Source organism: uncultured Allobosea sp., assembly GCF_945956895.1.
In the GTDB taxonomy this organism is placed as follows: Bacteria; Pseudomonadota; Alphaproteobacteria; order Rhizobiales; family Beijerinckiaceae; genus Allobosea.
In genome coordinates this window covers 120,522-144,675 of record NZ_CAMFJF010000005.1, presented here as the reverse complement: position 1 = coordinate 144,675, position 24,154 = coordinate 120,522, and the positions used below count along the sequence as shown (strand labels likewise).

23 protein-coding genes are annotated in these 24,154 nt (G+C 66.4%); 14 read left to right on the top strand and 9 right to left on the bottom strand.

All coding sequences use genetic code 11. From position 1 onward, the window contains the following. The first annotated feature begins 44 nt into the window (after window positions 1-44). From alaS to Q0Q02_RS05305, 3 genes are all read left to right on the top strand, one after another. Window positions 45-2,687 carry an alanine--tRNA ligase gene (gene alaS / locus Q0Q02_RS05315; RefSeq protein WP_293807529.1) on the top strand — a complete coding sequence of 881 codons (2,643 nt, stop codon included), beginning with the start codon at window positions 45-47 and terminating at the stop codon, window positions 2,685-2,687. Between the two features lie 11 nt (window positions 2,688-2,698). Next, on the top strand, window positions 2,699-3,346 hold the full coding sequence (locus Q0Q02_RS05310; protein ID WP_293807528.1) for a hypothetical protein: 648 nt from the start codon (window positions 2,699-2,701) through the stop codon (window positions 3,344-3,346). Between the two features lie 153 nt (window positions 3,347-3,499). Beyond that, the gene (locus Q0Q02_RS05305) at window positions 3,500-3,664 is read left to right on the top strand and encodes a hypothetical protein (RefSeq protein ID WP_293807527.1); all 165 of its coding nucleotides are present in this window, start codon (window positions 3,500-3,502) and stop codon (window positions 3,662-3,664) included. Between the two features lie 154 nt (window positions 3,665-3,818). On the opposite strand, the gene Q0Q02_RS05300 is transcribed toward Q0Q02_RS05305, so the two are convergent. After that, window positions 3,819-5,033, bottom strand: coding sequence for an NADP-dependent isocitrate dehydrogenase (locus tag Q0Q02_RS05300; protein WP_293807526.1), 1,215 nt, complete (start codon window positions 5,031-5,033; stop codon window positions 3,819-3,821). 215 nt (window positions 5,034-5,248) lie between these two features. On the opposite strand from Q0Q02_RS05300, the gene Q0Q02_RS05295 reads away from it, so the two are divergent. From Q0Q02_RS05295 to Q0Q02_RS05285, 3 genes are all read left to right on the top strand, one after another. After that, window positions 5,249-6,070 (top strand): hypothetical protein, encoded by an 822-nt coding sequence (locus Q0Q02_RS05295; RefSeq protein ID WP_293807525.1) that lies wholly within the window; start codon window positions 5,249-5,251, stop codon window positions 6,068-6,070. 77 nt (window positions 6,071-6,147) lie between these two features. Then, window positions 6,148-6,885, top strand: a complete 738-nt coding sequence (locus Q0Q02_RS05290) for an SDR family oxidoreductase (RefSeq protein WP_293807524.1) — start codon at window positions 6,148-6,150, stop codon at window positions 6,883-6,885. Window positions 6,886-6,972: 87 nt separating this feature from the next. Next, window positions 6,973-7,518, top strand: coding sequence for a 2,4'-dihydroxyacetophenone dioxygenase family protein (locus Q0Q02_RS05285; protein ID WP_293807523.1), 546 nt, complete (start codon window positions 6,973-6,975; stop codon window positions 7,516-7,518). Between the two features lie 173 nt (window positions 7,519-7,691). Here the strand turns inward: Q0Q02_RS05285 and Q0Q02_RS05280 are convergent, their stop codons facing one another. Beyond that, window positions 7,692-8,099: a flagellar assembly protein FliX gene (locus tag Q0Q02_RS05280; RefSeq protein ID WP_293807522.1), complete on the bottom strand. Its 408-nt coding sequence runs from the start codon at window positions 8,097-8,099 to the stop codon at window positions 7,692-7,694. A 228-nt stretch (window positions 8,100-8,327) separates the two neighbouring features. Here Q0Q02_RS05280 and Q0Q02_RS05275 point away from each other — a divergent pair, with 228 nt between their 5' ends. The 8 genes from Q0Q02_RS05275 (at window position 8,328) to flaF (ending at window position 15,056) form a co-directional block, all read left to right on the top strand. Further along, window positions 8,328-9,461, top strand: coding sequence for a flagellar basal body P-ring protein FlgI (locus Q0Q02_RS05275; protein WP_293807521.1), 1,134 nt, complete (start codon window positions 8,328-8,330; stop codon window positions 9,459-9,461). Beyond that, window positions 9,461-9,817, top strand: coding sequence for a rod-binding protein (locus Q0Q02_RS05270; RefSeq protein WP_293807520.1), 357 nt, complete (start codon window positions 9,461-9,463; stop codon window positions 9,815-9,817). Before Q0Q02_RS05275 ends, Q0Q02_RS05270 begins: the two co-directional genes overlap by 1 nt. After that, window positions 9,804-10,292: a hypothetical protein gene (locus Q0Q02_RS05265; RefSeq protein WP_293807519.1), complete on the top strand. Its 489-nt coding sequence runs from the start codon at window positions 9,804-9,806 to the stop codon at window positions 10,290-10,292. The genes Q0Q02_RS05270 and Q0Q02_RS05265 overlap by 14 nt, the downstream gene beginning before the upstream one ends. Window positions 10,293-10,527: 235 nt before the next feature. After that, on the top strand, window positions 10,528-10,980 hold the full coding sequence (locus Q0Q02_RS05260) for a flagellar protein FlaG (protein WP_293807518.1): 453 nt from the start codon (window positions 10,528-10,530) through the stop codon (window positions 10,978-10,980). 408 nt (window positions 10,981-11,388) lie between these two features. Beyond that, entirely contained in the window at window positions 11,389-12,726 is a 1,338-nt protein-coding gene (locus Q0Q02_RS05255; RefSeq protein ID WP_293807517.1) for a flagellin, read from the top strand. Between the two features lie 189 nt (window positions 12,727-12,915). Then, window positions 12,916-14,259, top strand: a complete 1,344-nt coding sequence (locus Q0Q02_RS05250) for a flagellin (protein WP_293807516.1) — start codon at window positions 12,916-12,918, stop codon at window positions 14,257-14,259. 49 nt (window positions 14,260-14,308) lie between these two features. Next, window positions 14,309-14,701 carry a flagellar biosynthesis repressor FlbT gene (gene flbT / locus Q0Q02_RS05245; RefSeq protein ID WP_293807515.1) on the top strand — a complete coding sequence of 131 codons (393 nt, stop codon included), beginning with the start codon at window positions 14,309-14,311 and terminating at the stop codon, window positions 14,699-14,701. Continuing rightward, window positions 14,685-15,056: a flagellar biosynthesis regulator FlaF gene (gene flaF / locus Q0Q02_RS05240; protein WP_293807514.1), complete on the top strand. Its 372-nt coding sequence runs from the start codon at window positions 14,685-14,687 to the stop codon at window positions 15,054-15,056. The genes flbT and flaF overlap by 17 nt, the downstream gene beginning before the upstream one ends. Window positions 15,057-15,145: 89 nt before the next feature. Here the strand turns inward: flaF and Q0Q02_RS05235 are convergent, their stop codons facing one another. The 7 genes from Q0Q02_RS05235 to Q0Q02_RS05205 form a co-directional block, all read right to left on the bottom strand. Further along, window positions 15,146-16,663 (bottom strand): flagellin, encoded by a 1,518-nt coding sequence (locus Q0Q02_RS05235; RefSeq protein ID WP_293807513.1) that lies wholly within the window; start codon window positions 16,661-16,663, stop codon window positions 15,146-15,148. A gap of 7 nt (window positions 16,664-16,670) precedes the next feature. Continuing rightward, window positions 16,671-18,542 (bottom strand): flagellar hook-associated protein FlgK, encoded by a 1,872-nt coding sequence (flgK, locus tag Q0Q02_RS05230; RefSeq protein WP_293807512.1) that lies wholly within the window; start codon window positions 18,540-18,542, stop codon window positions 16,671-16,673. A 59-nt stretch (window positions 18,543-18,601) separates the two neighbouring features. Then, the gene (locus Q0Q02_RS05225) at window positions 18,602-20,002 is read right to left on the bottom strand and encodes a flagellar hook-basal body complex protein (RefSeq protein WP_293807511.1); all 1,401 of its coding nucleotides are present in this window, start codon (window positions 20,000-20,002) and stop codon (window positions 18,602-18,604) included. A gap of 177 nt (window positions 20,003-20,179) precedes the next feature. Further along, a complete protein-coding gene (locus tag Q0Q02_RS05220) occupies window positions 20,180-21,193 on the bottom strand; it encodes a TIGR01620 family protein (RefSeq protein ID WP_293807510.1) in 1,014 nt (337 codons plus the stop codon). Window positions 21,194-21,206: 13 nt separating this feature from the next. Continuing rightward, complete coding sequence (locus Q0Q02_RS05215) at window positions 21,207-22,610, bottom strand: YcjX family protein (RefSeq protein WP_293807556.1); 1,404 nt, start codon at window positions 22,608-22,610, stop codon at window positions 21,207-21,209. Window positions 22,611-22,665: 55 nt separating this feature from the next. Then, window positions 22,666-23,193: a histidine phosphatase family protein gene (locus Q0Q02_RS05210; RefSeq protein WP_293807509.1), complete on the bottom strand. Its 528-nt coding sequence runs from the start codon at window positions 23,191-23,193 to the stop codon at window positions 22,666-22,668. A 43-nt stretch (window positions 23,194-23,236) separates the two neighbouring features. Further along, complete coding sequence (locus tag Q0Q02_RS05205; protein ID WP_293807508.1) at window positions 23,237-24,082, bottom strand: MoxR family ATPase; 846 nt, start codon at window positions 24,080-24,082, stop codon at window positions 23,237-23,239. Between the last annotated feature and the right edge of the window lie 72 nt (window positions 24,083-24,154).

The window sequence follows — 24,154 nt, the reverse complement described above, 5'->3', positions numbered from 1 at the left end:
GGGCGCGCCCGGCCTCCTGCCCAAGATCAGAGCGCAAGACAGCGATGAGCGGCGTCAACGATATCCGGTCGACCTTCCTCGACTACTTCAAGTCCCAGGGCCACGAGATCGTGCCGTCGAGCCCGCTCGTGCCGCGCAACGACCCGACGCTGATGTTCGCCAATTCGGGCATGGTGCAGTTCAAGAACGTCTTCACCGGGCAGGAGAAGCGTCCCTATTCGCGCGCCACGACCGCTCAGAAATGCGTGCGCGCCGGCGGCAAGCACAACGACCTCGACAATGTCGGCTACACCGCCCGCCACCACACCTTCTTCGAGATGCTGGGGAACTTCTCCTTCGGCGACTACTTCAAGGAGCAGGCGATCAATCACGCCTGGACCCTGGTCACCCGCGAGTTCGGCCTGCCCAAGGACAAGCTGACGGTCACCGTCTATTCCGAGGATGACGAGGCGCATGCCCTCTGGAAGAAGATCGCCGGCCTGACCGACGACAAGATCATCCGCATCCCGACCTCGGATAACTTCTGGCGCATGGGCGATACCGGCCCCTGCGGCCCCTGCTCCGAGATCTTCTACGATCATGGCGACCATATCTGGGGTGGCCCGCCGGGCTCGGCCGAGCAGGATGGCGACCGCTTCATCGAGATCTGGAACCTCGTGTTCATGCAATACGAGGAAGCGGCCGGCGGCATCCGCACCGACCTGCCGCGCCCCTCGATCGATACCGGTATGGGGCTGGAGCGCATCGCGGCCGTGCTCCAGGGCACGCATGACAACTACAATATCGACCTGTTCCGTGCGCTGATCACGGCGATCGCCGACCTAACCTCGGTCGATCCGGACGGGCCGATGAAGGCGAGCCATCGCGTCATCGCCGATCATCTGCGCTGCGCGTCCTTCCTGATCGCCGACGGCGTGCTGCCGTCGAACGAAGGTCGCGGCTATGTGCTGCGCCGGATCATGCGCCGCGGCATGCGCCATGCGCAGCTTCTCGGCGCCAAGGAGCCGCTGCTCTACAAGCTCGTGCCGGCACTCACCCGCGAGATGGGTCGCGCCTATCCCGAACTGCTGCGCGCCGAGGCCCTGATCACCGAGACGCTGAAGCTGGAGGAAACCCGTTTCCGCACCACGCTGGCGCGCGGCCTCACCCTGCTCGACGACGCCTCGAAGGACCTGACCGCCGGCCAGAGCCTCAAGGGCGATGTCGCCTTCACGCTCTACGACACCTACGGCTTCCCGCTCGATCTGACCCAGGATGCGCTGCGTGCGCGCGAGATCACGGTCGACACCGAGGGCTTCGATGCCGCCATGCAGCAGCAGAAGGCCAAGGCGCGCGCCGCCTGGTCCGGCTCCGGCGAGGCTGCGACCGAGACGCTCTGGTTCCCGCTGCGCGACAAGGTCGGCGCGACCGAGTTCCTCGGCTACGACACCGAGACCGCCGAGGGCGTCGTCACCGCGCTGATCCGCGACAATGCCGAGGTTCCCTCGCTGAAGACCGGCGAAAGCGGCTTCATGCTGGTCAACCAGACGCCGTTCTATGGCGAGTCCGGTGGCCAGGTCGGCGATGCCGGCGTGGTCAAGGCGCCGGGCACGCTGGTCGAGGTCACGGACGTTCAGAAGAAGCTCGGCGACGTCTTCGCCCATAGCGTCACGGTCAAGGAAGGCGAGCTGAAGCTCGGCGCGGCCGTCGAGCTCGTCGTCGACCATGAGCGCCGCGCGGCGATCCGCGCCAACCACTCGGCGACCCACCTGCTGCATGAGGCGCTACGCCTCGTCCTCGGCGACCATGTCGCGCAGAAGGGCTCGCTGGTCTCGGCCGATCGCCTGCGCTTCGATTTCTCGCATCCCAAGCCGATCAGCGCCGAGGAACTGCGCGAGGTCGAGGAGATCGCCAATGCGATCATCCTGCAGAACGAGCCGGTCACGACCCGCCTGATGAGCGTCGACGAGGCGATCGCCTCGGGCGCTCGTGCGCTCTTCGGCGAGAAATATGGCGACGAGGTCCGCGTCGTCGCGATGGGCAACAACCCGGCCGGCCGCGCCTATTCGGTCGAGCTTTGCGGCGGCACCCATGCCTCGCGCACCGGCGATATCGGCCTCGTCAGCATCGTCGGCGAAGGCGCAGTGGCTGCCGGCGTGCGCCGCCTCGAAGCCATGACAGGTAACGGAGCCCGCCTGCGCCTCAACGAGGAATCGCGCCTTCTCGACGGGCTCGCCAGCCTGCTCAAGGTGCCCGCGGCCGAGGCCGGCAACCGTCTCGCCGCACTGATCGAAGAGCGCCGCAAGCTCGATCGCGAGCTGACCGAGGCCCGCAAGAAGCTCGCCATGGGCGGCGGCGGCGCAGCCGAGGAGCCGATCCAGGAGATCGCCGGCGCCAAGCTGCTGGCGCGCGCGGTCACCGGCATCGAGATGAAGGACCTGAAGAGCCTCGCCGACGAGGCCAAGTCCCGCGTCGGCTCCGGTGTCGTCGCCATCGTCGGCGTCGCCGATGACGGCAAGGCCGGCGTCGTCGTCGGCGTCACGCCTGACCTGACCGAGCGCTTCGATGCGGTCGCGCTGGTGCGTGTCGCCTCCGAGCAGCTCGGCGGCAAGGGCGGCGGCGGCCGCCGCGACATGGCCCAGGCCGGCGGGCCCGACGGCAGCAAGGCACAAGCCGCGCTCGACGCCGTCGCCGCCGCGATGGGCTGATGGCAGCGGGGATGAGCAGCGCCTCCGCGCGCGCCCTCTCCCGCCGCACCCTCTTGATCGCGGCCGGCCTCTGGCCGGCTGCGGCTGCGGCTCAGAAGCAGCAGCGGCAAGCCCCTCGCCCACCGCAGCCTTCGCTCTCTGCCGCGCGGACCATCATGGCCGGCGCGCCGCTCGGCGTCTTCCTGAGCAATGCGCCGCAAGGTGCGCGCCTCGCCATCGCCCGCCCGGACGATCCGGCGGATAAGGCCATTGTCGTCATCGAGCTGAAGAACACGGTGCCGGCCCTGCCGACCCCCGGCGCGGTCGGCACCTACGAACTGCGCCTGACGGTGGAGAAGGACGACGCGCCCGTCATCCTGCTACGCCAGCCGCTCGCCACCACCGAGCCGAGCGCGACGCTCGCCGCGCCCGAGCGCATCAGCCGCGGCCAGGGCCTGCCGGTGCGCGGCATCGGCCCCAATGGCGAGCAGGATCGCGTCATGTTGGTGAAGCCCGATGCGCCGGCGGATGCGGAAGGCCCGCGCTTTTTCCCTGCGGAGAATGTCGAGGCGATGCTGGAGGCTCCGGACCAGCCGGGTGTCTACGAATTGCGCTATGTGCTGCACGCTCCTCTGGCGGAGCATCGGATTCTGGCGCGGCGGCCGGTCAGGGTTGAGTGAGCCGCTGGGGCCACATCGAGCGACACCCGACCCGCCACCTTCGTCAGTTAGACGGAACTGCCACTCCGATGATCGTCATCGGCCAGCGTGACATCCCGGGCTTCATAGGCACGAGATGACGCCGAGCGGCGTAAGGCCTCCGGCCTAGGCGTCATGATCGCTCCGATCCGCCAGCCGACCCCGGCCGCGATCAGCATTCCGGCCGTAACGAACACCACCAACTCGCTCGTGTCCACGGTTTCCTCCGATCCGGTCGCCTGCACGATCGTTTCCGGTAAGATGATCGGCTGCCAGCAACCTCCGGTTTGTGCCGCCTAGTTCTGGTGAACGAAGTCCTTCATCGTTCAAAAAGCACTTTATCGGTGCATTGCCACTATCGAACAACTTCTGAATTGCATCAGCCGAGGCCCCACAACAAAAAGCCCGGCCTCTCGGCCAGGCTTTCGATTGATTGCAATAGGAGAGGCCGAACTCAGGCGGCCATCGCCTTGCGCATGTTGTCGCTGACCTTCTCGAGGAAGCCGGTGGTCGAGAGCCATTTCTGGTCGGCGCCGACCAGCAGCGCGAGATCCTTGGTCATGTCGCCGGCCTCGACCGTGTCGACCGTGACCTTCTCCAGCAGCGCAGCGAACTTGGCGAGCTCTGCATTGTTGTCGAGCTTGGCGCGATGCGAAAGGCCGCGGGTCCAGGCGAAGATCGAGGCGATCGAGTTCGTCGAGGTCTCCTTGCCCTTCTGGTGCTCGCGATAGTGGCGGGTCACCGTGCCGTGCGCGGCCTCGGCCTCGACGGTCTTGCCGTCCGGCGTCATCAGCACCGAGGTCATCAGGCCGAGCGAGCCGAAGCCCTGCGCCACGGTGTCGGACTGCACGTCGCCGTCGTAGTTCTTGCAGGCCCAGACATAGCCGCCCGACCACTTCATCGCCGAGGCGACCATGTCGTCGATCAGGCGGTGCTCGTAGGTGATGCCGAGCTTGTCGAACTCCGCCTTGAACTCCTTCTCGTAGATCTCCTGGAAGATGTCCTTGAAGCGGCCGTCATAGGTCTTGAGGATGGTGTTCTTGGTCGAGAGATAGACCGGGTACTTGCGCATCAGGCCGTAGTTCAGCGACGCCCGCGCGAAGTCGCGGATCGAGTCGTCGAGATTGTACATCGCCATGGCGACGCCGGCCTCAGGGGCCTTGAAGACCTCCTTCTCGATGACATTGCCGTCCTCGCCGACGAACTTGATCGAGAGCGTGCCCTTACCCGGGAACTTGAAGTCGGTCGCGCGGTACTGGTCGCCATAGGCATGGCGGCCGATGACGATCGGCTGGGTCCAGCCCGGCACCAGGCGCGGCACGTTCTTGCAGATGATCGGCTCGCGGAAGATCACGCCGCCGAGGATGTTGCGGATCGTGCCGTTCGGCGACTTCCACATTTCCTTGAGGTTGAACTCCTTCACGCGGGCCTCGTCCGGCGTGATGGTCGCGCACTTGACCGCGACGCCGTGCTTCTTGGTGGCGTTGGCGGCATCGATCGTGACCTGATCGTTGGTCGCGTCGCGGTTCTCGACCGAGAGGTCGTAATAGTCGAGCTCGAGATCCAGATACGGGAAGATCAGCGTGTCCTTGATCTTCTGCCAGATGATCCGGGTCATCTCGTCGCCGTCCATGTCGACGATCGGATTGGCGACCTTGATCTTGCTCATGCGATGACCCCTGCTCTCTTCCAGATAGAACGATCCGAAACCGCGGCTTTCCGCTGCCGTTTCCGGCTGGTGGCTTCCTAGCGGGTTCAGGGCGGCGGGGGAAGCGCAGCTTTCGGGCAATCCGATGCGCTTCGAATTATGCTGCACTGCCGCAAAATCGGCACCTTCCCGACCTAGCCTGACCTGCCGCTCGTCATAGCGACAGGACGAACGACGTGTTCCGTTTCATTCTCGATATGCGCGCCGGCATCCTGCCGGCCGCGCTTCTTCTGGCAGCGACGTTCGGTCCCGCCTTCGCCTCTACGCCGATCACGATCGAAGGGGCGCCGGCCATGCCGTTGCCGATCCCGCGCGGTGCCCTGATCGACCCCGATGCCGAGGCGACAGCCGCTTTCCCCCTCGCGGCGGCGGATCCCGGCACCGTCGTCTTCGATCCGGGGCTGGCTGCGCTCGGCCGTGCCGCGGCGAGTTCCGGCGCCCATCTGCGCGCCCGCACTCCGATTCCGGTCGACATCATCCGCAAGGGCTTTGCCGCGCGCCAGAACACGATGAGCACGGAGCAGGATCGCGCGGTCGGCTTCAAGCTCGGTCGGGACGTGTTCTCGCTCTCGACGACATTGTCCGATCCTGCCGCTCTCGGCGCGACGCGGAATGCCGAGCTGCGCTGGCGGCTGGCCCAGCCGGTCGGTGGCGGCAAGGGCTTCATCTGGGGCCTCGCCACCGGCGGTGGCAGCGCGCTCTACGGCAGCCCCGAGCAGATCGGCGAGGCGTTGATCGGCTATCGGCAGGAGTTGCTCCCGCACCTGACCCTGACCTCCCAGCTCGCCATGGCAGGGACCTATGTCTTCGCGACGGGCGATGGCCTCCATACGGCGCTCACCCCCGAGATGAAACTCTCGCTCGATCTCGCCAAGCTCGCCGCCCTGCCCTGGCAGACCTCCTTCGATGTCACGTTGGCGCGCAAAGTTCCCCTCGTCGCCAGCGATTTCGAGACGCGCGGCCGGGCGATGCTGTCCTTGAAGTACAAGTGGGACTGACCGGAACGGCCGCCATTGCATGGCGGCCTGCATCATCCTGCCTTCCCCGCGCGTACGGGCCGCTCTAGCCTCGGCCCATGACAAACGCCACTTCGACCAAATTCGCTCTCGTCACCGGCGGCACGCGCGGCATCGGCGCCGGCGCCGCCCTCGCCTTGGCCACGGCCGGCTACGATGTCCTCGCCACCGGCCTGACCGAGGAGGAGGTCGCGGCGTCGCCTGCCCATCCCGCCATCCGCCATGCCCGGCTCGACGTGACCCGCGACGATCAGGTCGCCGCCATCGTCGCGACCTGCCCGCGCCTCGACGCGCTGGTGAACTGCGCCGGCATGATCCAGCGCGGCGGCAAGGAATTCGAGATCGATGCTTTCCGCCTGACGATCGAGGTCAATCTCAACGGCACGATGCGGATGTGCCTCGCCGCCAAGGACAAGCTCGCCGCCAAGAGCGCGGACAAGACCGGCGGCGCCATCGTCAACATCGCCTCGATGCTGACCTTCCACGGCTCGCCCTTCGCACCGGGCTATGCGGCTTCCAAGGGCGGCATCGGCCAGCTCACCAAGTCGCTCGGCGCAGCCTGGGCGCAGGACGGCATCCGCGTGAATGCCGTAGCGCCGGGCTGGATCGAGACGGAACTGACCCGGCCGCTGGTCGAGGATGCCGAGCGCTCGGCGCCGATCCTCGCCCGCACGCCGATGGGGCGCTGGGGCAAGCCCGGCGATGTCGGCGGCGCCATCGCCTTCCTGCTCTCGGACGCGGCCCAGTTCGTCACCGGCGCGATCCTGCCGGTCGACGGCGGCTATCTCACCGTTTAAAAACGCATCTCGATCAATATCTTAATCCAGAATCCTGAATCAGATTGCGCACGCATTGAATCAGAACATCAGCACGGGAGAGACGCCATGAACACGACGAGCCCGATGCCTGTCGCGGCTACGCAGGAGGAGCGCTGGACGCCTTACCGCCATCCCCAGCCGAAGGAATCGCCGCCGGAACTGATCGTCCCCAACGTGATCCCGACCGACGAGCGCGTCTGGGTGCCGGTCGACGACAATGTCTGGTTCCGCCCCCTGCTTCTCTGCACCTCACGCGGCTACTGGATGAACCTGCTCAAGGTCCGCCGCGCCGGCGTGCTCTCGCGCCATCGCCACCCGCTGCCGGTCCACGGTTACGTGCTGAAAGGCAAATGGCGTTACCTTGAGCATGACTGGGTCGCGACCGAGGGCGCCTATGTCTACGAGGCGCCGGGCGAGACGCATACGCTGGTGGTCGATCCCGATGTCGAGGAGATGATCACCATGTTCCAGGTGAACGGCGCAATGATCTATGTCGATCCGGACGGCAAATGCCTCGGCTATGACGACGTCTTCACCCGCATCGACAAATGCCGGGCGCATTACGCGCAGAACGGGCTGGGCGCAGAATATGTCGATCAGTTCATCCGGTAAGTCAGGCTGATTTTCGACGGAACCGCGCCGTCATCCCGGACAAGCGGCGCAGCCGAGCAGATCCGGGATCCATCGTGGAATGCGGAGCCTTACGATGGATCCCGGGGCACGCCCGGGATGACGTCGTGTTTCCGGGGAAAATCAACAGACTCTGGCGAACTCGCTTGAACGCCTCAGCGCTTCAGCTTCGCCAGTTCCACCGCCGCGCGCAGCTCGATATGAGCGAGAACCTCGTCGAGGCGCGGATCGTCGGTCGTTTCGCGCCGCAGCGCCAACGTCGTGCGCAGCCGGTCAAGCTCGGAGGGCAGCACCCGGCCCGCGAGCAACGCCGCCTTCAGCCGGTCGAGTCCGTCGAGCAGGTCATGCCCGCGCCTCGCCTGCCGGCGCTTGCGATCCTGCGAATCCTCCTGCGCCTGGACGGCGAGCAGCGTATCGAGCGGCCCGGCCGCGCTGACGCCGCTGCTGCGGGTCGCGGTCGCGCTGTCCTGCGTCGGAAGCGTGAAGGCCGCGCCGCTCGAGCGCCTCGCGGAACTGGCCGGGCCGGCATTCGAGACGGGCGCGCGCTGGTCGATCCTGATCATCGGCGGCCTCGTGTAAGAGTTAATGAAGTCTTGTCGGAAGACGGTTAACAGCCGGTAAATTGCCCGGCAGAAACTGCCGCCCCGGCAGGAAGCGCAGGCCCCGCAAGAGCCTCCCCAACATGCCGCCGAACTGCAAAGGACTGACAAACAAGGCTTTTCAATTTTGAGCGGATTGGCACGCCGCTCGCAAGGCTGCAGGCGAGTTCAACTGCCTCCTGGTGCCGACGCATGTTTCGCAAACCCGCCCTGAAGACGCTGCTGAAGCCGCTGGCCGCCCTGCTGGCCGTGGTTGTCGGCCTGTCGTCGCAGCCGGTGTTCGCGCTCTCCCGCATCAAGGACCTCGCCGCGGTCGAAGGCGTGCGCACCAACCAGTTGCTCGGATATGGCATCGTCGTCGGCCTCAATGGCACCGGCGACACGCTCAACAACACGCCCTTCACCAAGCAGTCGCTGCAGGCGATGCTGGAGCGCCTCGGCGTCAACACCCGCGGCGCCAACATGCGCACCGCCAACGTCGCCGCCGTGATGGTAACGGCCAATCTGCCGCCCTTCTCGACACAGGGCACCCGCGTCGACGTCACCGTCTCGGCGATGGGCGACGCCAAGTCGCTGCAGGGCGGCACGCTCCTGGTCACGCCGCTGCTCGGCGCCGATGGTGAGGTCTATGCGGTCTCGCAGGGCCCGGTCGCGATCTCCGGCTTCTCGGCCGAGGGCGAGGCCAGCAAGATCACCCGCGGCGTGCCGACCGTCGGCCGCATCGCCAATGGCGGCGTCGTCGAGCGCGAGATCGACTTCGCCCTGAACAAGCTCTCGACGCTGCGCCTGTCGCTGCGCAATCCCGACCTGACCACCGCGCGCCGCATGGCGGCCGCGATCAACGAGTTCGTCGGCGGCGACTCGGCCGAGCCGACCGATCCCTCGACCGTGGTCCTGCAGATTCCCGCCCGCTTCAAGGGCAACATGATCAAGCTGCTCACCGATATCGAGCAATTGCGCATCGAGCCCGACCAGCTCGCCCGCATCGTCATCGACGAGCGCTCCGGCATCATCGTCATGGGCAAGGATGTCCGCGTCTCCACGGTCGCCGTGGCGCAGGGCAACCTCACCGTCACGATCAGCGAGCAGCCGCAGGTCAGCCAGCCCAACGAATTCGCGCGCGGCCGGACGGTGGTGACGCCGCAGACCAGCGTCAAGGTCGATACCGGCGGCGGCAACAAGCTCGCCCTCGTCAAGGAAAGCGTGACGCTCGCCGAGCTGGTCGACGGGCTCAATGCGCTGGGCATCGGCCCGCGCGACCTGATCTCCATTCTCCAGGCCATCAAGTCGGCAGGCGCCCTGCAGGCCGAAATCGAGGTGATGTGATGACTGCTGCCCTCGCGCTTCCCGCCGCGAAACTCGCGCTCGGCGTCGCCGGCAAGGTCGCCAGCGGCATCGCCGATGCGCTCGACCCGGCCAAGGCCAAGGCCAAGAAGCAGGCCGACGATTTCGAGACCATGTTCCTCGAGCAGATGACCGACCGGCTCACCGCCAGCGAGGGCACCGAGGGCCCGCTCGGCGAGAACGGCACCGGCGGCGGCATCTGGCGCTCCCAGCTCAGCCAGCAATACGCCAAGCAGATCCAGAAGGCCGGCGGGATCGGCCTCTCCAACCAGATCATGCGCGACCTGCTCAGCCTCCAGGAGCAGGCCGCCGGCGGAGTTCAGAATGCTGGCCGCTAAGCCTATCCTCGACGAGCGCCCGCGTATCGCCGATGCCCTGAGTGCCCGCGCCCTGATCGAGGCCGTGCTGGAGGCGCTCGGCGCGCTCTCGCATCTCGTTGGCGAGGAGACCGAGCTCGTCCGCGCCGGCCGGCTGCCGGAAGCGATGGCGCGCGAGCCGCGCAAGACCGAGCTCGCCGGCATCTATATGCGTGGCGTCGAGCAGGTGAAGCTCAACGCCGTGGCGCTGGCTCGCTTCGTGCCGGACCAGGTCAAGCGGTTGAAGGAGGCGCATCTCGCCTTCCAGGGCCTGATCGAGACCAACCAGATCGTGCTGGCGACGGCACGCGCGGTCTCCGAATCGATCGTTCGGGACCTTGCGGCCGATGCCAACAGGCCGATGCGCGCCAATGGCTACGGCCCGGCTGCGACCGTCGGCGCCGGCGTCTTCGCCCGTCCGAATTCCGGGCCGCTGGTCGTTTCGCGCCGGCTCTGAGAGTATTCCCCCGCGCTCGACTGGATCTTGACCTGGCGATGGAAACGCTCAGGCCCTTGGTATAAAAAGAGTTTACACGTCGGCTGCGCCAAAATCTCTAAAGATTTACCTAATTTCTTGACGCCTGGTTCAATCTTTTCTGTCATTCTCCACAGTGTCGGGTAGCTTCGTCCTGCTCCCGGCCCCGGACGAAAGCGGCGCGACGGCGTCGTGAGCGACTCCAGAAGGAGTGGTCATGGATTTTGGCAACGCCCCCAAGCTCGCGGCCGTCATCGGCCCGCCGCCTGTCTCCCGCGCAGATGTCACGGCCCAGGCCGACAGCATCGCCGTGGAGCTTCCTCCCGAAAAGACGGTGCAATCCGCCTCCGCCGGCTCAGCCGTCAATGTTGAGGTGCGCGCCGAGGCGCGCGATGCGCAAAGCCGTGCCGATGGCGAGCGCCGCGCCCAGGCGAACGACCAGAACAGCCGCCAGGCCGCCCGCACCGCGAACGAGACGGTCGAGCGCAAGCTGATCATCGATCCGCAGACGCGCGCGATCGTGCTTCAGAAGAAGGATCCGGAGACCGGCGAGACGATCTCGCAATTGCCCGACGAAACGCTCTTGAAGCTGCGCGCCTATTCGCGCGAACTCAGCGAACGGGCGCGGGAGGCCAGCGAAACCCACCACCAGGTCGAGCGGACCGCCTGACGAGGCTCCTGCACTCCATCCGATCGGCAAGCCGCCCGCCCCTGCGCGGGCGGTTTGCGTTTCGGGGCGCCGGCATCTCCGCCGATCCGCCCGCGCCGCACGCTATACCAACGGCCTTTGCGACCGACCGATGCTGGTTTTTCCGTCATTGCGAGCGCAGCGAAGCAATCCAGGGGCGGCAGCGCTCTACGTCCTCCTGGATTGCTTCGCTGCGCTCGCAATGACGATAGGTCGGGCTCGATGGCCGCTGGTATTAGAGGCTGCTTAACCATGCGCCGACAAGCCCGCGATCCGCTTCAATTCGCCGGCTGAAATTTACCTGTTGTTACGGGCTGGCGCAGCAGGGTCGGCCCGTCCTGGCCAGAACGGCCAGGGCGCCAGAAGGCTCCGTACCAGAAGGTAATCACGATGGCCGTTTCTCTCTCCGCCGGTGTCCGCAACAACCTGTCGTCGCTGCAGTCGACCCAGGCTCAGGCTCAGGCGATCCAGAACCGTCTCGCGACGGGCAAGCGGGTCAACTCCGCGATCGACAACCCCGTCAATTACTTCACTGCCGCTTCGCTGAATGATCGCTCGGGCCAGCTCACCGGCCTGCTCGACGGCATCTCGAACGGCATCCAGACCATCCAGGCCGCCTCCAAGGGCATCGACGGCGTCACCAAGCTGGTGAACTCGCTTCAGTCGACGATCAAGCAGGCCCAGGCCGACGCCGCCCAGAACCGCCCGGCCGTCGTCGGCACCGGCACGACGCTGGCCACCGCTGCCGAGCAGGTTGCGACCAGCAAGAGCCTGAAGGACATCGCCCTCGACAAGCGTGTCGGCAGCGCCGGCGACACCACGGTGACGGCTGCGACCGCGGGCGCCGCTGGCGATCTCGGTGTCGACATCACGGCGACGCCGGAACTCAACATCCAGATCGTCACCAACCCGGCCGCGCCGACCTCGACGACCAATATCGGCATCACCCTGACCGCCAACACGACCGTCCGCGACGTCGTCAACGCGATCAACGGCTCGGGTGTCGCCACCGCCTTCGTCGACGAGAAGGGCGTGCTCAACGTCAAGGGCACCGGCTCGGAAGCGCTCGGTGTCGGCATCGGTGCCGGCGCCACCGCCGCCGCTGCGGTCACCGACTCGGCGACCGGTCTGCAGAACACCAAGTTCGGTCTCGCTGCCGCCGACCGCACGACGGGTACCGCCTCCTCCGGCATCACCTCGGCGGTGCGCTCGAACCTGATCGACCAGTACAACGACCTGCGTACCAAGATCGACGATCTCGCCAAGGATTCGGGCTTCAACGGCATCAACCTGCTCGGTGGTGACCGTCTCTCGATCGTCTTCAACGAGAAGACCGGCAAGAACCAGACCAAGCTCGATGTTCAGGGTACCGCCCTGACCTCGGACAACCTGGGTATCGCCAAGGCTGGCAACACGCAGCTCGCTGGCACCACCAACTTCCAGAACGACGCCGATCTGGATACGGCCACCAAGTCGCTCAACGGCGCGCTGACTTCGCTGAAGTCGCTCGCTTCGACCTTCGGCGCCAACCTCTCGGTCGCCCAGACCCGCCAGGACTTCACCAAGGACATGGCGAGCGTTCTGACGACCGGCGCCGACAACCTGACCAACGCCGACGTCAACGGCGAGGCCGCCTCCCTGCTCGCGCTGCAGACCCGTCAGCAGCTCGCCCAGACGGCGCTGTCGCTGGCGAACCAGGCCGACCAGGGCGTCCTGCGCCTGTTCTGATCTTCGGTCCGCAGGAGCGGATCAGCCCGCAGAATGCGGGGCGAAGCAAAAGAGCGGCGGAGCCGAAAGGCTCCGCCGCTTTTCGTTTGGGTCCGCCCCCGCCATTAACCGATTATTAGTCTTAACAAAGGATTGTCGGCCCAGAACGAGCTGGTTGAGCGCCGAGTCGCGCTGTCAGAGGGACCTGAAATGGCCAATACGATCCTGTCGAACGGCGTCCGCAACAACCTGCTGACCCTCCAGCAGACCACCGCCCAGCAGGGCGTGATCCAGAATCGCCTCGCCACGGGCCGGAAGGTCAACTCGGCGATCGACAACCCCGTCAACTACTTCACCGCCGCCTCGCTGAGCGATCGCTCGAGCCAGCTCACCGGCCTGCTCGACGGCATCTCGAACGGCATCCAGACCATTCAGACCGCATCCAAGGGCATCGACGGCATCACCAAGCTCGTCCAGTCGTTGCAGTCGACCGTGAAGCAGGCCCAGGCCGACGCTGCCCAGAACCGCCCGACCGTCGTCGGCACCGGCACGACGCTGGCCGGCGCGGCCGAGCAGCAGGCGACCAACAAGAGCCTGAAGGACATCGCCCTCGACAAGCGCATCGGCAGCGCCGGCGACACCACGGTGACGACTGCGACCGCCAGCGCCGCGGGCGATCTCGGTATCGACGTCACGGCGACGCCGGAACTCAACATCCAGATCGTCACCAACCCGGCCGCGCCGACCTCGACGACCAATATCGGCATCACCCTGACCGCCAACACGACCGTCCGCGACGTCGTCAACGCGATCAACGCTTCGGGTGTCGCCTCCGCCTTCGTCGACGAGAAGGGCATCCTCAACGTCAAGGGCATCGGCTCCGAGCAACTCGGTGTCGGTATCGGCGCCGGCGCCAACGCCGCCGCTGCGGTCACCGACTCGGCGACCGGCCTGCAGAACACCAAGTTCGGTCTCGCTGCCACCGACCGTACGACCGGCATCGCCTCCTCCGGCATCACCTCGGCGGTGCGCTCGAACCTGATCGACCAGTTCAACGACCTGCGCAACAAGATCGACGATCTCGCCAAGGATTCGAGCTATAACGGCATCAACCTGCTGGCCGGTGACCGGCTGAGCATCGTCTTCAACGAGAAGACCGGCAAGAACCAGACCAAGCTCGACATCCAGGGCTCGAACATCACCTCCGACAACCTGGGCATTCCGCGCGCGGTCAACACGCAGCTCGCAGGCTTCATCAACTTCCAGAACGACGCCGACCTGGACAAGGCAACGGCCTCCCTCACCGGCGCGCTGACCTCGCTGAAGTCGCTGGCCTCGACCTTCGGCTCCAACCTCTCGGTCGCCCAGACCCGCCAGGACTTCACCAAGGAACTGGCCAACGTCCTGACCACCGGCGCGGGTAATCTCGTGCTTGCCGATCCGAACGAGGAAGGCGCAAGCCTGCTGGCCCTCAACACCCGCCAGCAGCTCTCGCAGACCGCGCTGTCGCTGGCGAACCAGGCCGACCAGGGCGTCCTGCGTCTCTTCGGCTGACGCCGCAGCAGCCGCCCGCCCTCCCCTCCAGCCAGAAGGCAGGACCGCCATGGCCCTCAAGGTCGAGCTCAAGCCGCGCGAGCGCATCATCATCGGCCAGGTGGTGATCCGCAACGACGAGCAGCGCACGCGCTTCTTCATCGAGGGCGAGGCCCCGATCCTGCGCGAGAAAGACATCCTGACCGCCGCGACCGCCGATACGCCGGCCAAGAAGATCTATCTCGCGATCCAGCTCATGTATCTGGAGCAGGACCCGACGCATGAGCACGAAACCTATTTCCAGCTCGTGCGCGATTTCATCAATGCGGCGCCCAGCGCTCTGCCGCATGTTCATGAGATCAATAACCGCATTTTAAGCGACGACCTCTACAAAGCTCTCAAGGCAGCCAGAAAGCTGATCGCCTATGAAGCGGAATTGATCGAGAATGCAAAACGGGTTTAACGCCTACGCTGCCGCGGCCAAGACTGCTCAATCCGTCGTTTCGCCTCGCGAACTCGAAGCCTCCCTCCTGATCAAGGCCGCCATGCGGCTCCAGGCCGTCGCCGATGACTGGAACCAGCGCGAACGCGATCTCGACGAGGCGCTGACCTATAACCGGCGCCTCTGGACCCTCCTGGTCTCCGCCGTCATCGCCGAGGACAATCCGCTCCCGGTCGGCATCAAGACCAACATTCTCAGCCTCGCCAATTTCATCTTCAACCAGACCTTCAAGATCTCGAGCGATCCGCAGCCGCAATCGCTGGGCATCCTGGTCAACATCAATCGCGATATCGCCGCCGGCCTGCGCGGGCGCTGATCCGCCAGCCGAAGCGCCGATGACCGGACAAGCAGAAACGCCGCCCTTTCGGGGCGGCGTTTCTGTTTTGGGAACGCTCCTGGCTCCGTTCAGAGATAGTTGGTCAGCGACAGCTTCGAGAGCATCGACGTCACCTGATAGCTCGCCTGCAATTGCGTCTGCAGCGAGAGGATCTGCGTCGCGACTTCTTCCGTCGTGACGTTCTCGACGCCGGCCAACGTCGTGGTCAGATAGTCCTTGGTGCTCTGGTGGCGTTCCTTCGCGCTGGCAAGCGCCGTCTGGGCAGATCCGAGCTCGGTGATGATCTCCGCCGGTTTCTGGGTCGAGCCGCCGAAGCCGAGCTTCTCGCTGACCCGCGAGGTCATGGCTTCGTAGCGCGCCTGCGAATTGGTATCGCCCGCCGGGAAATTCTCGACGGCCATGATCGCGAACTGGGCGAGACCGACACGGAATGCTTCCTCATTGGCCCGCGCGCCGGTGCCCACCGTCTGGCCCTGGTCGATCTGGACCGTCGAGGTGCTGCGCGCCGGGTCCGCCCCGTCATCGCCGCGATACCAGATCACCGTCGTCGCGGCGGCGCCAGCATTGGTCGGCGGCAGGGTCGCGGTGTCGAACGGAGGGCCCGGAACCCGCTTCGGCGGATTGTTCAAGCTGCCGGCGAAGAAATCCTGGGCGGCAACCTGGGAGGACGCGGCCGAGAGCGTCGTCTGCGCCTCCTTGCCCAGCGCCGCTCCGATCGAGGTCCTGAGATTGGCGGCGGTCGCATTGACATCGACGCCGATCTCGAAGCTGTCGGCGTCCGAGCCTGTGGTGCCCGGGGCCCGCGCGGTCAGCACGACCTCTTCCTGCGTCCCGTCCGGCAGCTTGAGCTGGATGCGCACGGTATCGCCGGGAACGGGCTGCGATGCGACATTCGCCGAGACATCGGCCGGCGGGCCGGGATTGAAGGTCGTCGCCAGCGCGGCCGAGCTGCCGGTGATCCCCGCGATCTTGAAGCCGTAGGGATGGACGGTCGCTTCCTCGGAGATCGTCGCCGTCGTGCCGGCGCCGCCCACGGTCAACCGGCCCTGCCCGGAGCCGAGATCGGCCTGCCGGCGCTCGTCGATCATCTGCTTGAGACCGTCCTTGCCGGCGCCATCGCCGTTCACGATCTCGTTGAACCCGAGGGTCGGCTGCGTGTCTGAGGTCTTGCCGGAGAAGAGATAGCGCCCGTTGACGGAGATGTTCAGGAGATCGAGGGTCTGCTTGAACTTTTCCTCCGCCAGCACCTGCGGCGACGAGCGTCCGCTGGCGCTCGGCACATAGCTGTTGGAGCGTGTGTCGTTGCGGGTCTCGTTGGTGAGCTTGGTGAAGTTCTCGACCGAGGAGGTCTGCAGCTTGAGATTCACGCCGGTCAGGCCGATGCCGCTCAGCCAGGAATCGAGCTGCGAGACCTTGCTGTTGAGGTCGAGGCTGACGCGCCGGTCGATGCCGAGATCGCCATAGCTGGTGCTGCGCTGCTTGGTGTCGAGCTGGCGCTGGAGATCGTCGAACTGGGCCCGGGTCGAGACGAACTCGTTGGGCTTCGCCGCGCGATAGGCCCCGGTTCCGTAAGCGGTGATGGTCATCGCGGCCTCACACTCTCAGCAGCACGTCCATCATCTCCTTCATCGTGGAGATGATGCGGGCATTGGCGGCATAGGCGGTCTGAAGTTCGATCAGCATCGACATTTCCTGGTCGACATTGACCTGGGATGTGGCCTGGAAGCGGCTCTGGACCGAGGCCAGCGCCACTTGCTGCCCCTCGTCCAGGCGCTTGGCGGCCTCCACGGCCTGCCCCTGCGAGGAAACCACGCGCTGGACGAAATTCGCCACCGTCGTGCTGGAGCTCGCGGTGTTGCCGTCCAGCCCGGACGCATTGGTGAAGGCGCGCTGGCTTTTCGTCAGCCGGTCCAGCATGAGCTGCGGCCGGGTGGCGTCGCCCTGCGCCGTCGGCGGCGAGGTATTGTAGGCGACCAGCAGCGAGCGGTCGGCGATCAGGGCCGGGTTGACCGTGATTCTGGCGGCGAAGCCCGTGGTCTGGGAACCGCCGTCGAAAGAACCGGTAAAGGCGCTTCCGGAAGGACCATCGACGAAGAACGGCAGCTCGGCCGTTCCGCCCGCCGAAGCCAGGGCCGTATTCGTCGGTCGCGCCGTCAACCCGACGACGTCGCGCGTCCCGGCCGCGCCGTCATCGACGATGCGCAGCGTCGAGCCCGCGTTCGAAACCGTAAAGCCGGTACCGACAGCCGCCTGAATCTGGGCCGCTACGGAAGCCGGGCCGCCCAAGAAGTCGATGCCGACGACGCGGTTATTGGCATCGCCGCTGGCCGAAGCCGGCAAGGGCAGCGACGCCGCTGAATCGACGCGCACGAAGGTGAAGCGCTGGGTCTGCCCACCGGGCGTGACCTTGTAGTCGAGCGTGACCGAATTGCCGGACTGCAATCCCGTGAGATCGACATCGAAGCCCGTGGCCGCGCCCACAGTCGCCGGCGTGCCGGCAATCTCGCGATCCGAGAGCGCCTTCGACATCTGCGCGGCGATCTCGTCGAGCTGCGCCTGGGCCTGGACCAGCGTCTTGTCACGCAGTTCGATATTGGCCGCGATCTCGCCGGAACGGAAGATCCGGTTAGCGATCGCGTCCGAGGCGTTGCCGGACGCATCGACGATCTTGATCGTGCCGACCCCGCGCTTGGTAGGGTCGATATCCCACTGATCATCCGGCCCCAGACCGGCATGTTCGTCGAACTTGAAGGTGACCGCGGCGGTCCCGTCGAAGAGCTGCGTCCCGGAACCCGTCACGACGCTGACCGAGCCGCGCGCATCCTCCGTCGTCTTGATGTCGACATATTGCGACAGCTCGGACAGGATCAGGTCGCGCTGGTCCTTCAGGCTGGCCGTCGCGCTGTCGTTCGGGCTGCCGACGATGCGGGTATTGACCTTGGTCAGCGCGCCCAGCAGGTCGTTGACCTTGGTCACAGCGGCGGAGATGCCGCTTTCGGCCTGGCTGCGCAGGGCCTGCACGCCATTGGAGAGCGTGTTGAGCTGGCGCGCAAGCTGCGTCGCGTTGTCCAGCACCTGCGAGCGCAGGCTGTAGGACGAGGGGTCGTTCTGGAGCGATTGCAGCGCCCCGGTGAACTTGTTGAAGATCGTGTCCAGCGCCGTGGCGCTGCCGGGCTGGCCGTAGAGCTTGTCGAGATTGGACAGCGAGCTCGCGCGGGTCGAGGTATAGGCGGCGCCGGAAGCTTCCTGCCAGAGCTGGTGCTGGACGATCTTGTCGAGCAGCCGCTGGACCTGCGTGCTCTGCACGCCGATCGTGAGGCCGGTCAGGCTGTCGGCGGTCGAGACCGTGCGCCGGACATAGCCCGTCGTCCCCGCATTGGCGACGTTCTGGGAGACGACGCCGATGCCGACCTGCGCGGCGTTGAGACCGCCGATTGCCGTATTGAGGGAAGTGCTTAGGCCCATCGTCAACTCCTGTTGCGAGAGGCGGCCCTCCTGGGCCGCCGCTTAGGCAGGCGCGTCGTTCAGCGAATGATGTTGAACACCGCGCTCAGCATCTCCTGGGCGGTGGTGATGACCTTGGTATTGGCCGAATAGGCCTGCTGGGTGACGATCATCTTGGAGAATTCGTCGGCAATGTCGGTGTTCGACTGCTCGACGCTGCCGCCGACCATCTGCGAGGTGCCGAGACCGATGATCGGCGGGCCGGATTCGATCGTCTCCTCGAAGGCGCCGCCATCGAGGCGCTTCAGCGAGTTGTCGGCGTTGAAGCGGGCGACCGAGACCTGGGCGAGCGCCACGACCTGGCCGTTGCTGAAGGTGCCGATCACCTGGCCCTCGGCCGAGACCGTGACACGGTCGAGCGTGCCGGCGGTGTAGCCGTCCTGGCGGATGCTGCGCGCATCGATCTGGCCGCTGACGTCGCCGTTCTGGGTGACGCCGTTGCCGCCGGTCGTCAGGTTGATGCCGGTGATGGTGGTGCCGTTGATCGTCATGGTCGGCAGCGTGATATCGCCGGTAGCCGGCGTGACCATCTGGCCGGTAGTGCCGAAGGTGACGTTCTGGCCGGTCTGGACATAGGCGACCTGGCCGGCGCCGGTTGCGCTGGTATCCTGGGCCACGAACAGCCCCCAGGTGCCGGTCGTCGGCGGCACCGCCGCGGGGTTGCCGTTGTCGATCTTGGCCCAGCGCATCTCGACGCTGGTCGCCTTGCCGAGCGTATCATAGACGGTCACCGAGCCGCCGGGGATCGAGGTCGCCAGGAAGCTGCTGATATTGTTGCCCATCACCGCAGCGTTGGCGGCATAGGGGTTCGGCGCCGTGCCGGCCGCCGTGACCGAAGCGGGGTTCAGGAACTCCGTGCCGCCTTGCGTCTTCTGCGTCGTCGCCGGCACGGCCGGGATATTGGCGCGATACTCGATCGAGGTCGTCGCCTTGGCCGGGAACTGCTCCTTGGTGATGCGCAGGACGTCAGGCTGCGTGCCGATGAGCTGGCCGGTCACCTGGTCGATCTTCAGGCCCTTGAGGTAGTAGCCCGCGCCGTTAACCAGATAGCCGTTCGCGTCGAAGTCGAAATCGCCGCGGCGGGTGTAGAGGTTCGAATTGGCGAACTGGGTATTGGCGCCGACACCGCTCGCGCGCTGGTCGACCACGAAGAAGCCATCGCCGTTGATCGCGATATTGGTGTCGATGCGGGTCGGGTTGAGATCGCCCTGGATCGAGTTCGTCGCCTGGCTGAAAGCCTGGACCGAACCGGCGACCTGCCGCCGCAACGCCGCGTCCGGCACGAGATCGGCAAAGGCGGTGTCGACCCGCTTGTAGCCCGCCGTCCGCGAGTTGGCGATGTTTCCGGAGATGTTCTCGAGCGCATAGGACTGCGCCGTCATTCCCGAAACCGCCGTGGTCAGCGCACTGAAAACACCCATGGAACCCTCACCTCGACCGGCAGCCCCCCAAGGGCGGCCCACAACTCGAGGCAAGGTTCTGCACGGCGCATGCCATGCGCGGCTCCGTGCTATTTCAAGGAGTTGGATCGTTTACGAAAGGTTTACCGGCACTCCGCACCGGGCAGAATCGCCTCCTCCCGGCAGATTCTGCCGGGTTCAGGCGTCATCGTCCCGGTTGCCTCGCCAGCCGCCGAGATCGCCCGCGACATCGGTCAATGTCGGCGCTGCCGCCTCGACGAAAGGCAGCGGCCGGCAGACCGCGAGCGCGGCGAGGCCGATCCGGGCCGTCAGCATGCCGTTGATCACGCCCTCGCCGAGCTTGGCCGAAAGACGGGCCGCAAGCCCCTGCCCCACCACTTGCTGGATCACAGCATCGCCCGCTGCCATGCCACCAGTGAGCACAAGATGGTTCATCACTTGTCGGGCCAGCCTGAGCAGGCCGAGCGTCCCCGGCCGGCCGGCATAGATGCCGGCGATGGAGCGCAGCAGCCGCGCGCAGGCGACCAGCACGAAGACGACATCGACCAGCGCCCGCGGGCTGACTGCGGTGACCAGCGAGACGCGCCGCGCGGCCTGCGCGATCTGGGCCGTTGCCAGCGCATCGAGTGGCGCGAGAAGGCTGCGCTCCGCCACTGTCAGCACATCGCGTGCGGTGAAGAGCTGGGGCAAGGCTTCCTGCAGGGCGGCACGGCCTTGGGCCGTCTGCGCCCGCCCCTTGTAGAGCGCAACAAGCTCGTCGGCGATCGCCCGGCCTTCATCGGGTGTACCGCCCGCCAGCGCCGCGACCGCGCGCTCGCGCAGCGCCTCCACCTTGCGCTCGCGCAGGATGTCGCGCAGCACCCGGCCCAGCATCACGACGAGTGCCAGCGTCGCAACGGCCGCACAGACCAGCGCGGCATAGCCGAGCGCCGGGTTCTGGCTCATCAGCGCGCGGATGGTGTTCTCGACCCAGACGCCGGCCGCCAGCGCCAGGAAACCGGACAGCCCCGCCACGAACAGCGAGCCCCAGGAGAAGCGCCGTTTGGGCTTGGTCGGCGCAACGGGCACGACGGCATCGATCGGCTCGCTCTCGGGCAGGATCGCGAGGTCGCCCTGCCGCAGCGGGGCCTCGCCGACCGGCTCGCCCGGCTGGGCGTTGTCAAGGCGGATCGCGCGCGGTGCCTTGCTCATCGCGAAACCCCGTTCATGCCAGCTTGTCGCCGATCAGGAATTCCAGCGCACGGTCGAGGCGGATCTGCGGCGGCGGCTTCAGGCGCCCGCCCGCATCCGGCACGACCAATGGCGGCCGGAAGCGCGGCGCCCTGACCTGCCAATGCGCCTTCGGATCGAAGATCGCCTCGGGCCGCTCGGGCAGTTCCCCAGGGAAGATGGCGGCCTCCGCAATGCCGTCGAAAACCTGCCCGTCGATCGTCTCGCCCGCCTCCGGCACGCCGGCGATGGCCGGCAGTTCCTCGCGGCCTTCCTTGATCCTGACCTCATGCGTCGCCCGCACGGCAGCGAGCGCCATCGCCTCGACGCGCGCTCCCGCCCCCTGCGCTCGCGACAACGCCCGCCCGACCAGATGAGACATCACCGCCGCCAGCCGATCATGGCTCGAATGGTGGATATGGTCGGCCTTGGTCGCGGCGAAGAGCACGCGCTCGATCCGCGGCGCGAACAGGCTCGTAAGCCAGGAATTGCGCCCGACCGAGAAGGCTGCGAGCGCTTGCCCCAAGGCGGTTTCGAGATCGGCCAGGGCCGGCGCTCCGGCATCGAGTGCAGCCAGCACGTCGACCAGCACGATCTGCCGGTCGAGCCTGGCGAAATGGTCGCGAAAGAACGGCGTCACCACGACGCGCTTATAGGCTTCGAAACGCTCCGCCATGAGTGCTGCAAGCGTGCCTGGCCGCACATCGCGATCATGCCCGAGATCGAGCGGTGCGAAGGTCAGCGCAGGTGAGCCTTCGAGGTCACCTGGCATCAGGAAGCGCCCGGGCGGCGTCACCGCGACGGCCTCCGGATCGGCGCGCAAGCGCGCGAGATAACCCTTGAACAAATCGCTGGCGGCTTCCGCCTCAAGCTCGTCCGGCGCCCCGTCCGGATCACGCCGCGACAGGTCCGCAAGCCACTCCGCCGCGGCCTCGCGCCGATGCGCCTTGCGCGCATCCACCACCGCCTGCGCCGACCAGGCCTTGTAGTCCTGTCCGATCAACGCGAGGTCGAGCAGCCACTCGCCGGGATAATCGACGATGTCGAGCGTCAGCGTTGCCGGCCCCTTGAACCAGCCGGCCGCCCGCTCGTAGTCGATCTCGACCCTGAGTTCGGAAATGCGCCGCGTCGATTCCGGCCAGCGCCGCCTCTCGCCGTTCATCGCGGCGCGATGCGCCTCATAGGGAAAGCGCGGCACGTCGGGATCGGGTTGCGGCACCAGTCGCACACGGGCGACGCGGCCTTCCGAAGCCGCCTTCAGCACCGGCAGCTTCGCGCCTTCGATCAGGTTCTGGATCAGGGCGGTGGTGAAGACCGTCTTGCCGGAGCGCGACAGCCCGGTGACGCCGATCCGCAGGCGCGGCCGCGCAAGCCCGAGCAGGCTGTCGCCGAAGGCCAGAGCCGCATTGCGGGCGCTGTCGAGATAGGAGGTGTCGCTCACGATGCCGCGGCGATCATTCGTCCGGGCCTTCGCCCAGCGATCCCGGGGTCACGAACCGGTCGAGCCGGCCTTCTCGCGGTGCGATCGCGTACCAGTGCTCGACCGCAAAATCGATCACGGCGAGCCCGCAGGTCGGGTATTTCTGGCTCATCCGCGCCGAGGCATAGCGATCGCCATGGCCGGTCAGGAGATGCGCCAGCTCCTCGAAACCGGGATTGTGTCCGATCAGCAGGAGCGTGCGAACATCGCCCTCGACCTCCTGCACGACATCGAGCAGGCGCTCGACCTTCGCCTCGTAGATGCGGGGCTCGTATTGCGTCGCCGGCTTCTCCGGCAGCATCGGCGCGACCATCTCCCAGGTCTCGACCGTGCGCTTGGCCGGCGACACCAGGACAAGGTCGGGCAAGAGCAATTCATCGGCGAGATAGCGCCCCATCACCGGAGCGGCCTCGCGCCCACGTGCCGCAAGCGGTCGGTCGCGATCGGCCACACCCGTGGGCCAGTGGGACTTGGCGTGGCGCAGAAGCATGAGGCGTCGCATGGAGAGAACCTAGCGATGCTGGAGCCGATTTACGAGGGGGCGTTCAACGACTCTCGCGCCGGGCCATGAAGGCGAGCTTCTCGAAGAGCGAGACGTCCTGCTCGTTCTTGAGCAAAGCGCCGTGCAACGGCGGGATCAGCTTGCGCGGATCGCGCTCGCGCAGCACCTCCGGCCCGATATCCTCGGCGACGAGCAGCTTCAGCCAGTCGAGCAATTCCGAGGTCGAGGGCTTCTTCTTGATGCCCGGCACCTCGCGCACCTCGAAGAACAGCCGCAGCGCCTCCTCCATCAGCCGCTTCTTGATGCCGGGGAAATGCACCTCGACGATCGCCTGCATCGTCTCCGCGTCGGGGAAGCGGATATAGTGGAAGAAGCAGCGGCGCAGGAAGGCGTCCGGCAGTTCCTTCTCGTTGTTGGAGGTGATGATCATCACCGGCCGCCGCGCCGCCTTGATCGTCTCAGCCGTTTCGTAGACATGGAACTCCATGCGGTCGAGCTCGAGCAGCAGGTCGTTGGGAAACTCGATATCGGCCTTGTCGATCTCGTCGATCAGCAGCACCGGCCTGACCGGCGCCACGAAGGCCTCCCAAAGCTTGCCCCGCTTGATGTAATTGCCGATCTCGGAGACGCGAGGATCGCCGAGCTGGCTGTCGCGCAGGCGGCTCACCGCGTCGTATTCGTAGAGCCCCTGCTGCGCCTTGGTCGTCGACTTGATGTGCCAGGTGATGAGCTGGGCACCGAGCGCCGCAGCGACCTCCTCGGCCAGCACCGTCTTGCCCGTGCCGGGCTCGCCCTTCACCAGCAGCGGCCGCTCCAGCCGGATCGCGGCATTGACGGCGACGGTAAGGTCTTCGGTCGCGACGTAGTTTTCGGTGCCGGCAAAACGCATGGGCGGTCCTTCTGAAACAATGGCGGGAAGCTATCCCATTCGCATCGCACGCGGAAACCGGATTTTTCGCCC

What these genes read in the sequence shown, in the direction of transcription:
- flbT (WP_293807515.1), top strand. Translation starts at nt 14,309, where the DNA reads ATGGCCCTCAAGGTCGAGCTCAAGCCGCGCGAGCGCATCATCATCGGC.
- Q0Q02_RS05260 (WP_293807518.1), top strand. Translation starts at nt 10,528, where the DNA reads ATGGATTTTGGCAACGCCCCCAAGCTCGCGGCCGTCATCGGCCCGCCG.
- flgK (WP_293807512.1), bottom strand. Translation starts at nt 18,542, where the DNA reads ATGGGCCTAAGCACTTCCCTCAATACGGCAATCGGCGGTCTCAACGCC.
- Q0Q02_RS05305 (WP_293807527.1), top strand. Translation starts at nt 3,500, where the DNA reads ATGATCGCTCCGATCCGCCAGCCGACCCCGGCCGCGATCAGCATTCCG.
- Q0Q02_RS05300 (WP_293807526.1), bottom strand. Translation starts at nt 5,033, where the DNA reads ATGAGCAAGATCAAGGTCGCCAATCCGATCGTCGACATGGACGGCGAC.
- Q0Q02_RS05265 (WP_293807519.1), top strand. Translation starts at nt 9,804, where the DNA reads ATGCTGGCCGCTAAGCCTATCCTCGACGAGCGCCCGCGTATCGCCGAT.
- Q0Q02_RS05205 (WP_293807508.1), bottom strand. Translation starts at nt 24,082, where the DNA reads ATGCGTTTTGCCGGCACCGAAAACTACGTCGCGACCGAAGACCTTACC.
- Q0Q02_RS05310 (WP_293807528.1), top strand. Translation starts at nt 2,699, where the DNA reads ATGAGCAGCGCCTCCGCGCGCGCCCTCTCCCGCCGCACCCTCTTGATC.
- Q0Q02_RS05270 (WP_293807520.1), top strand. Translation starts at nt 9,461, where the DNA reads ATGACTGCTGCCCTCGCGCTTCCCGCCGCGAAACTCGCGCTCGGCGTC.
- Q0Q02_RS05275 (WP_293807521.1), top strand. Translation starts at nt 8,328, where the DNA reads ATGTTTCGCAAACCCGCCCTGAAGACGCTGCTGAAGCCGCTGGCCGCC.
- Q0Q02_RS05255 (WP_293807517.1), top strand. Translation starts at nt 11,389, where the DNA reads ATGGCCGTTTCTCTCTCCGCCGGTGTCCGCAACAACCTGTCGTCGCTG.
- Q0Q02_RS05290 (WP_293807524.1), top strand. Translation starts at nt 6,148, where the DNA reads ATGACAAACGCCACTTCGACCAAATTCGCTCTCGTCACCGGCGGCACG.
- Q0Q02_RS05220 (WP_293807510.1), bottom strand. Translation starts at nt 21,193, where the DNA reads ATGAGCAAGGCACCGCGCGCGATCCGCCTTGACAACGCCCAGCCGGGC.
- Q0Q02_RS05285 (WP_293807523.1), top strand. Translation starts at nt 6,973, where the DNA reads ATGAACACGACGAGCCCGATGCCTGTCGCGGCTACGCAGGAGGAGCGC.
- Q0Q02_RS05250 (WP_293807516.1), top strand. Translation starts at nt 12,916, where the DNA reads ATGGCCAATACGATCCTGTCGAACGGCGTCCGCAACAACCTGCTGACC.
- Q0Q02_RS05235 (WP_293807513.1), bottom strand. Translation starts at nt 16,663, where the DNA reads ATGACCATCACCGCTTACGGAACCGGGGCCTATCGCGCGGCGAAGCCC.
- Q0Q02_RS05225 (WP_293807511.1), bottom strand. Translation starts at nt 20,002, where the DNA reads ATGGGTGTTTTCAGTGCGCTGACCACGGCGGTTTCGGGAATGACGGCG.
- Q0Q02_RS05210 (WP_293807509.1), bottom strand. Translation starts at nt 23,193, where the DNA reads ATGCGACGCCTCATGCTTCTGCGCCACGCCAAGTCCCACTGGCCCACG.
- flaF (WP_293807514.1), top strand. Translation starts at nt 14,685, where the DNA reads ATGCAAAACGGGTTTAACGCCTACGCTGCCGCGGCCAAGACTGCTCAA.
- alaS (WP_293807529.1), top strand. Translation starts at nt 45, where the DNA reads ATGAGCGGCGTCAACGATATCCGGTCGACCTTCCTCGACTACTTCAAG.
- Q0Q02_RS05280 (WP_293807522.1), bottom strand. Translation starts at nt 8,099, where the DNA reads ATGATCAGGATCGACCAGCGCGCGCCCGTCTCGAATGCCGGCCCGGCC.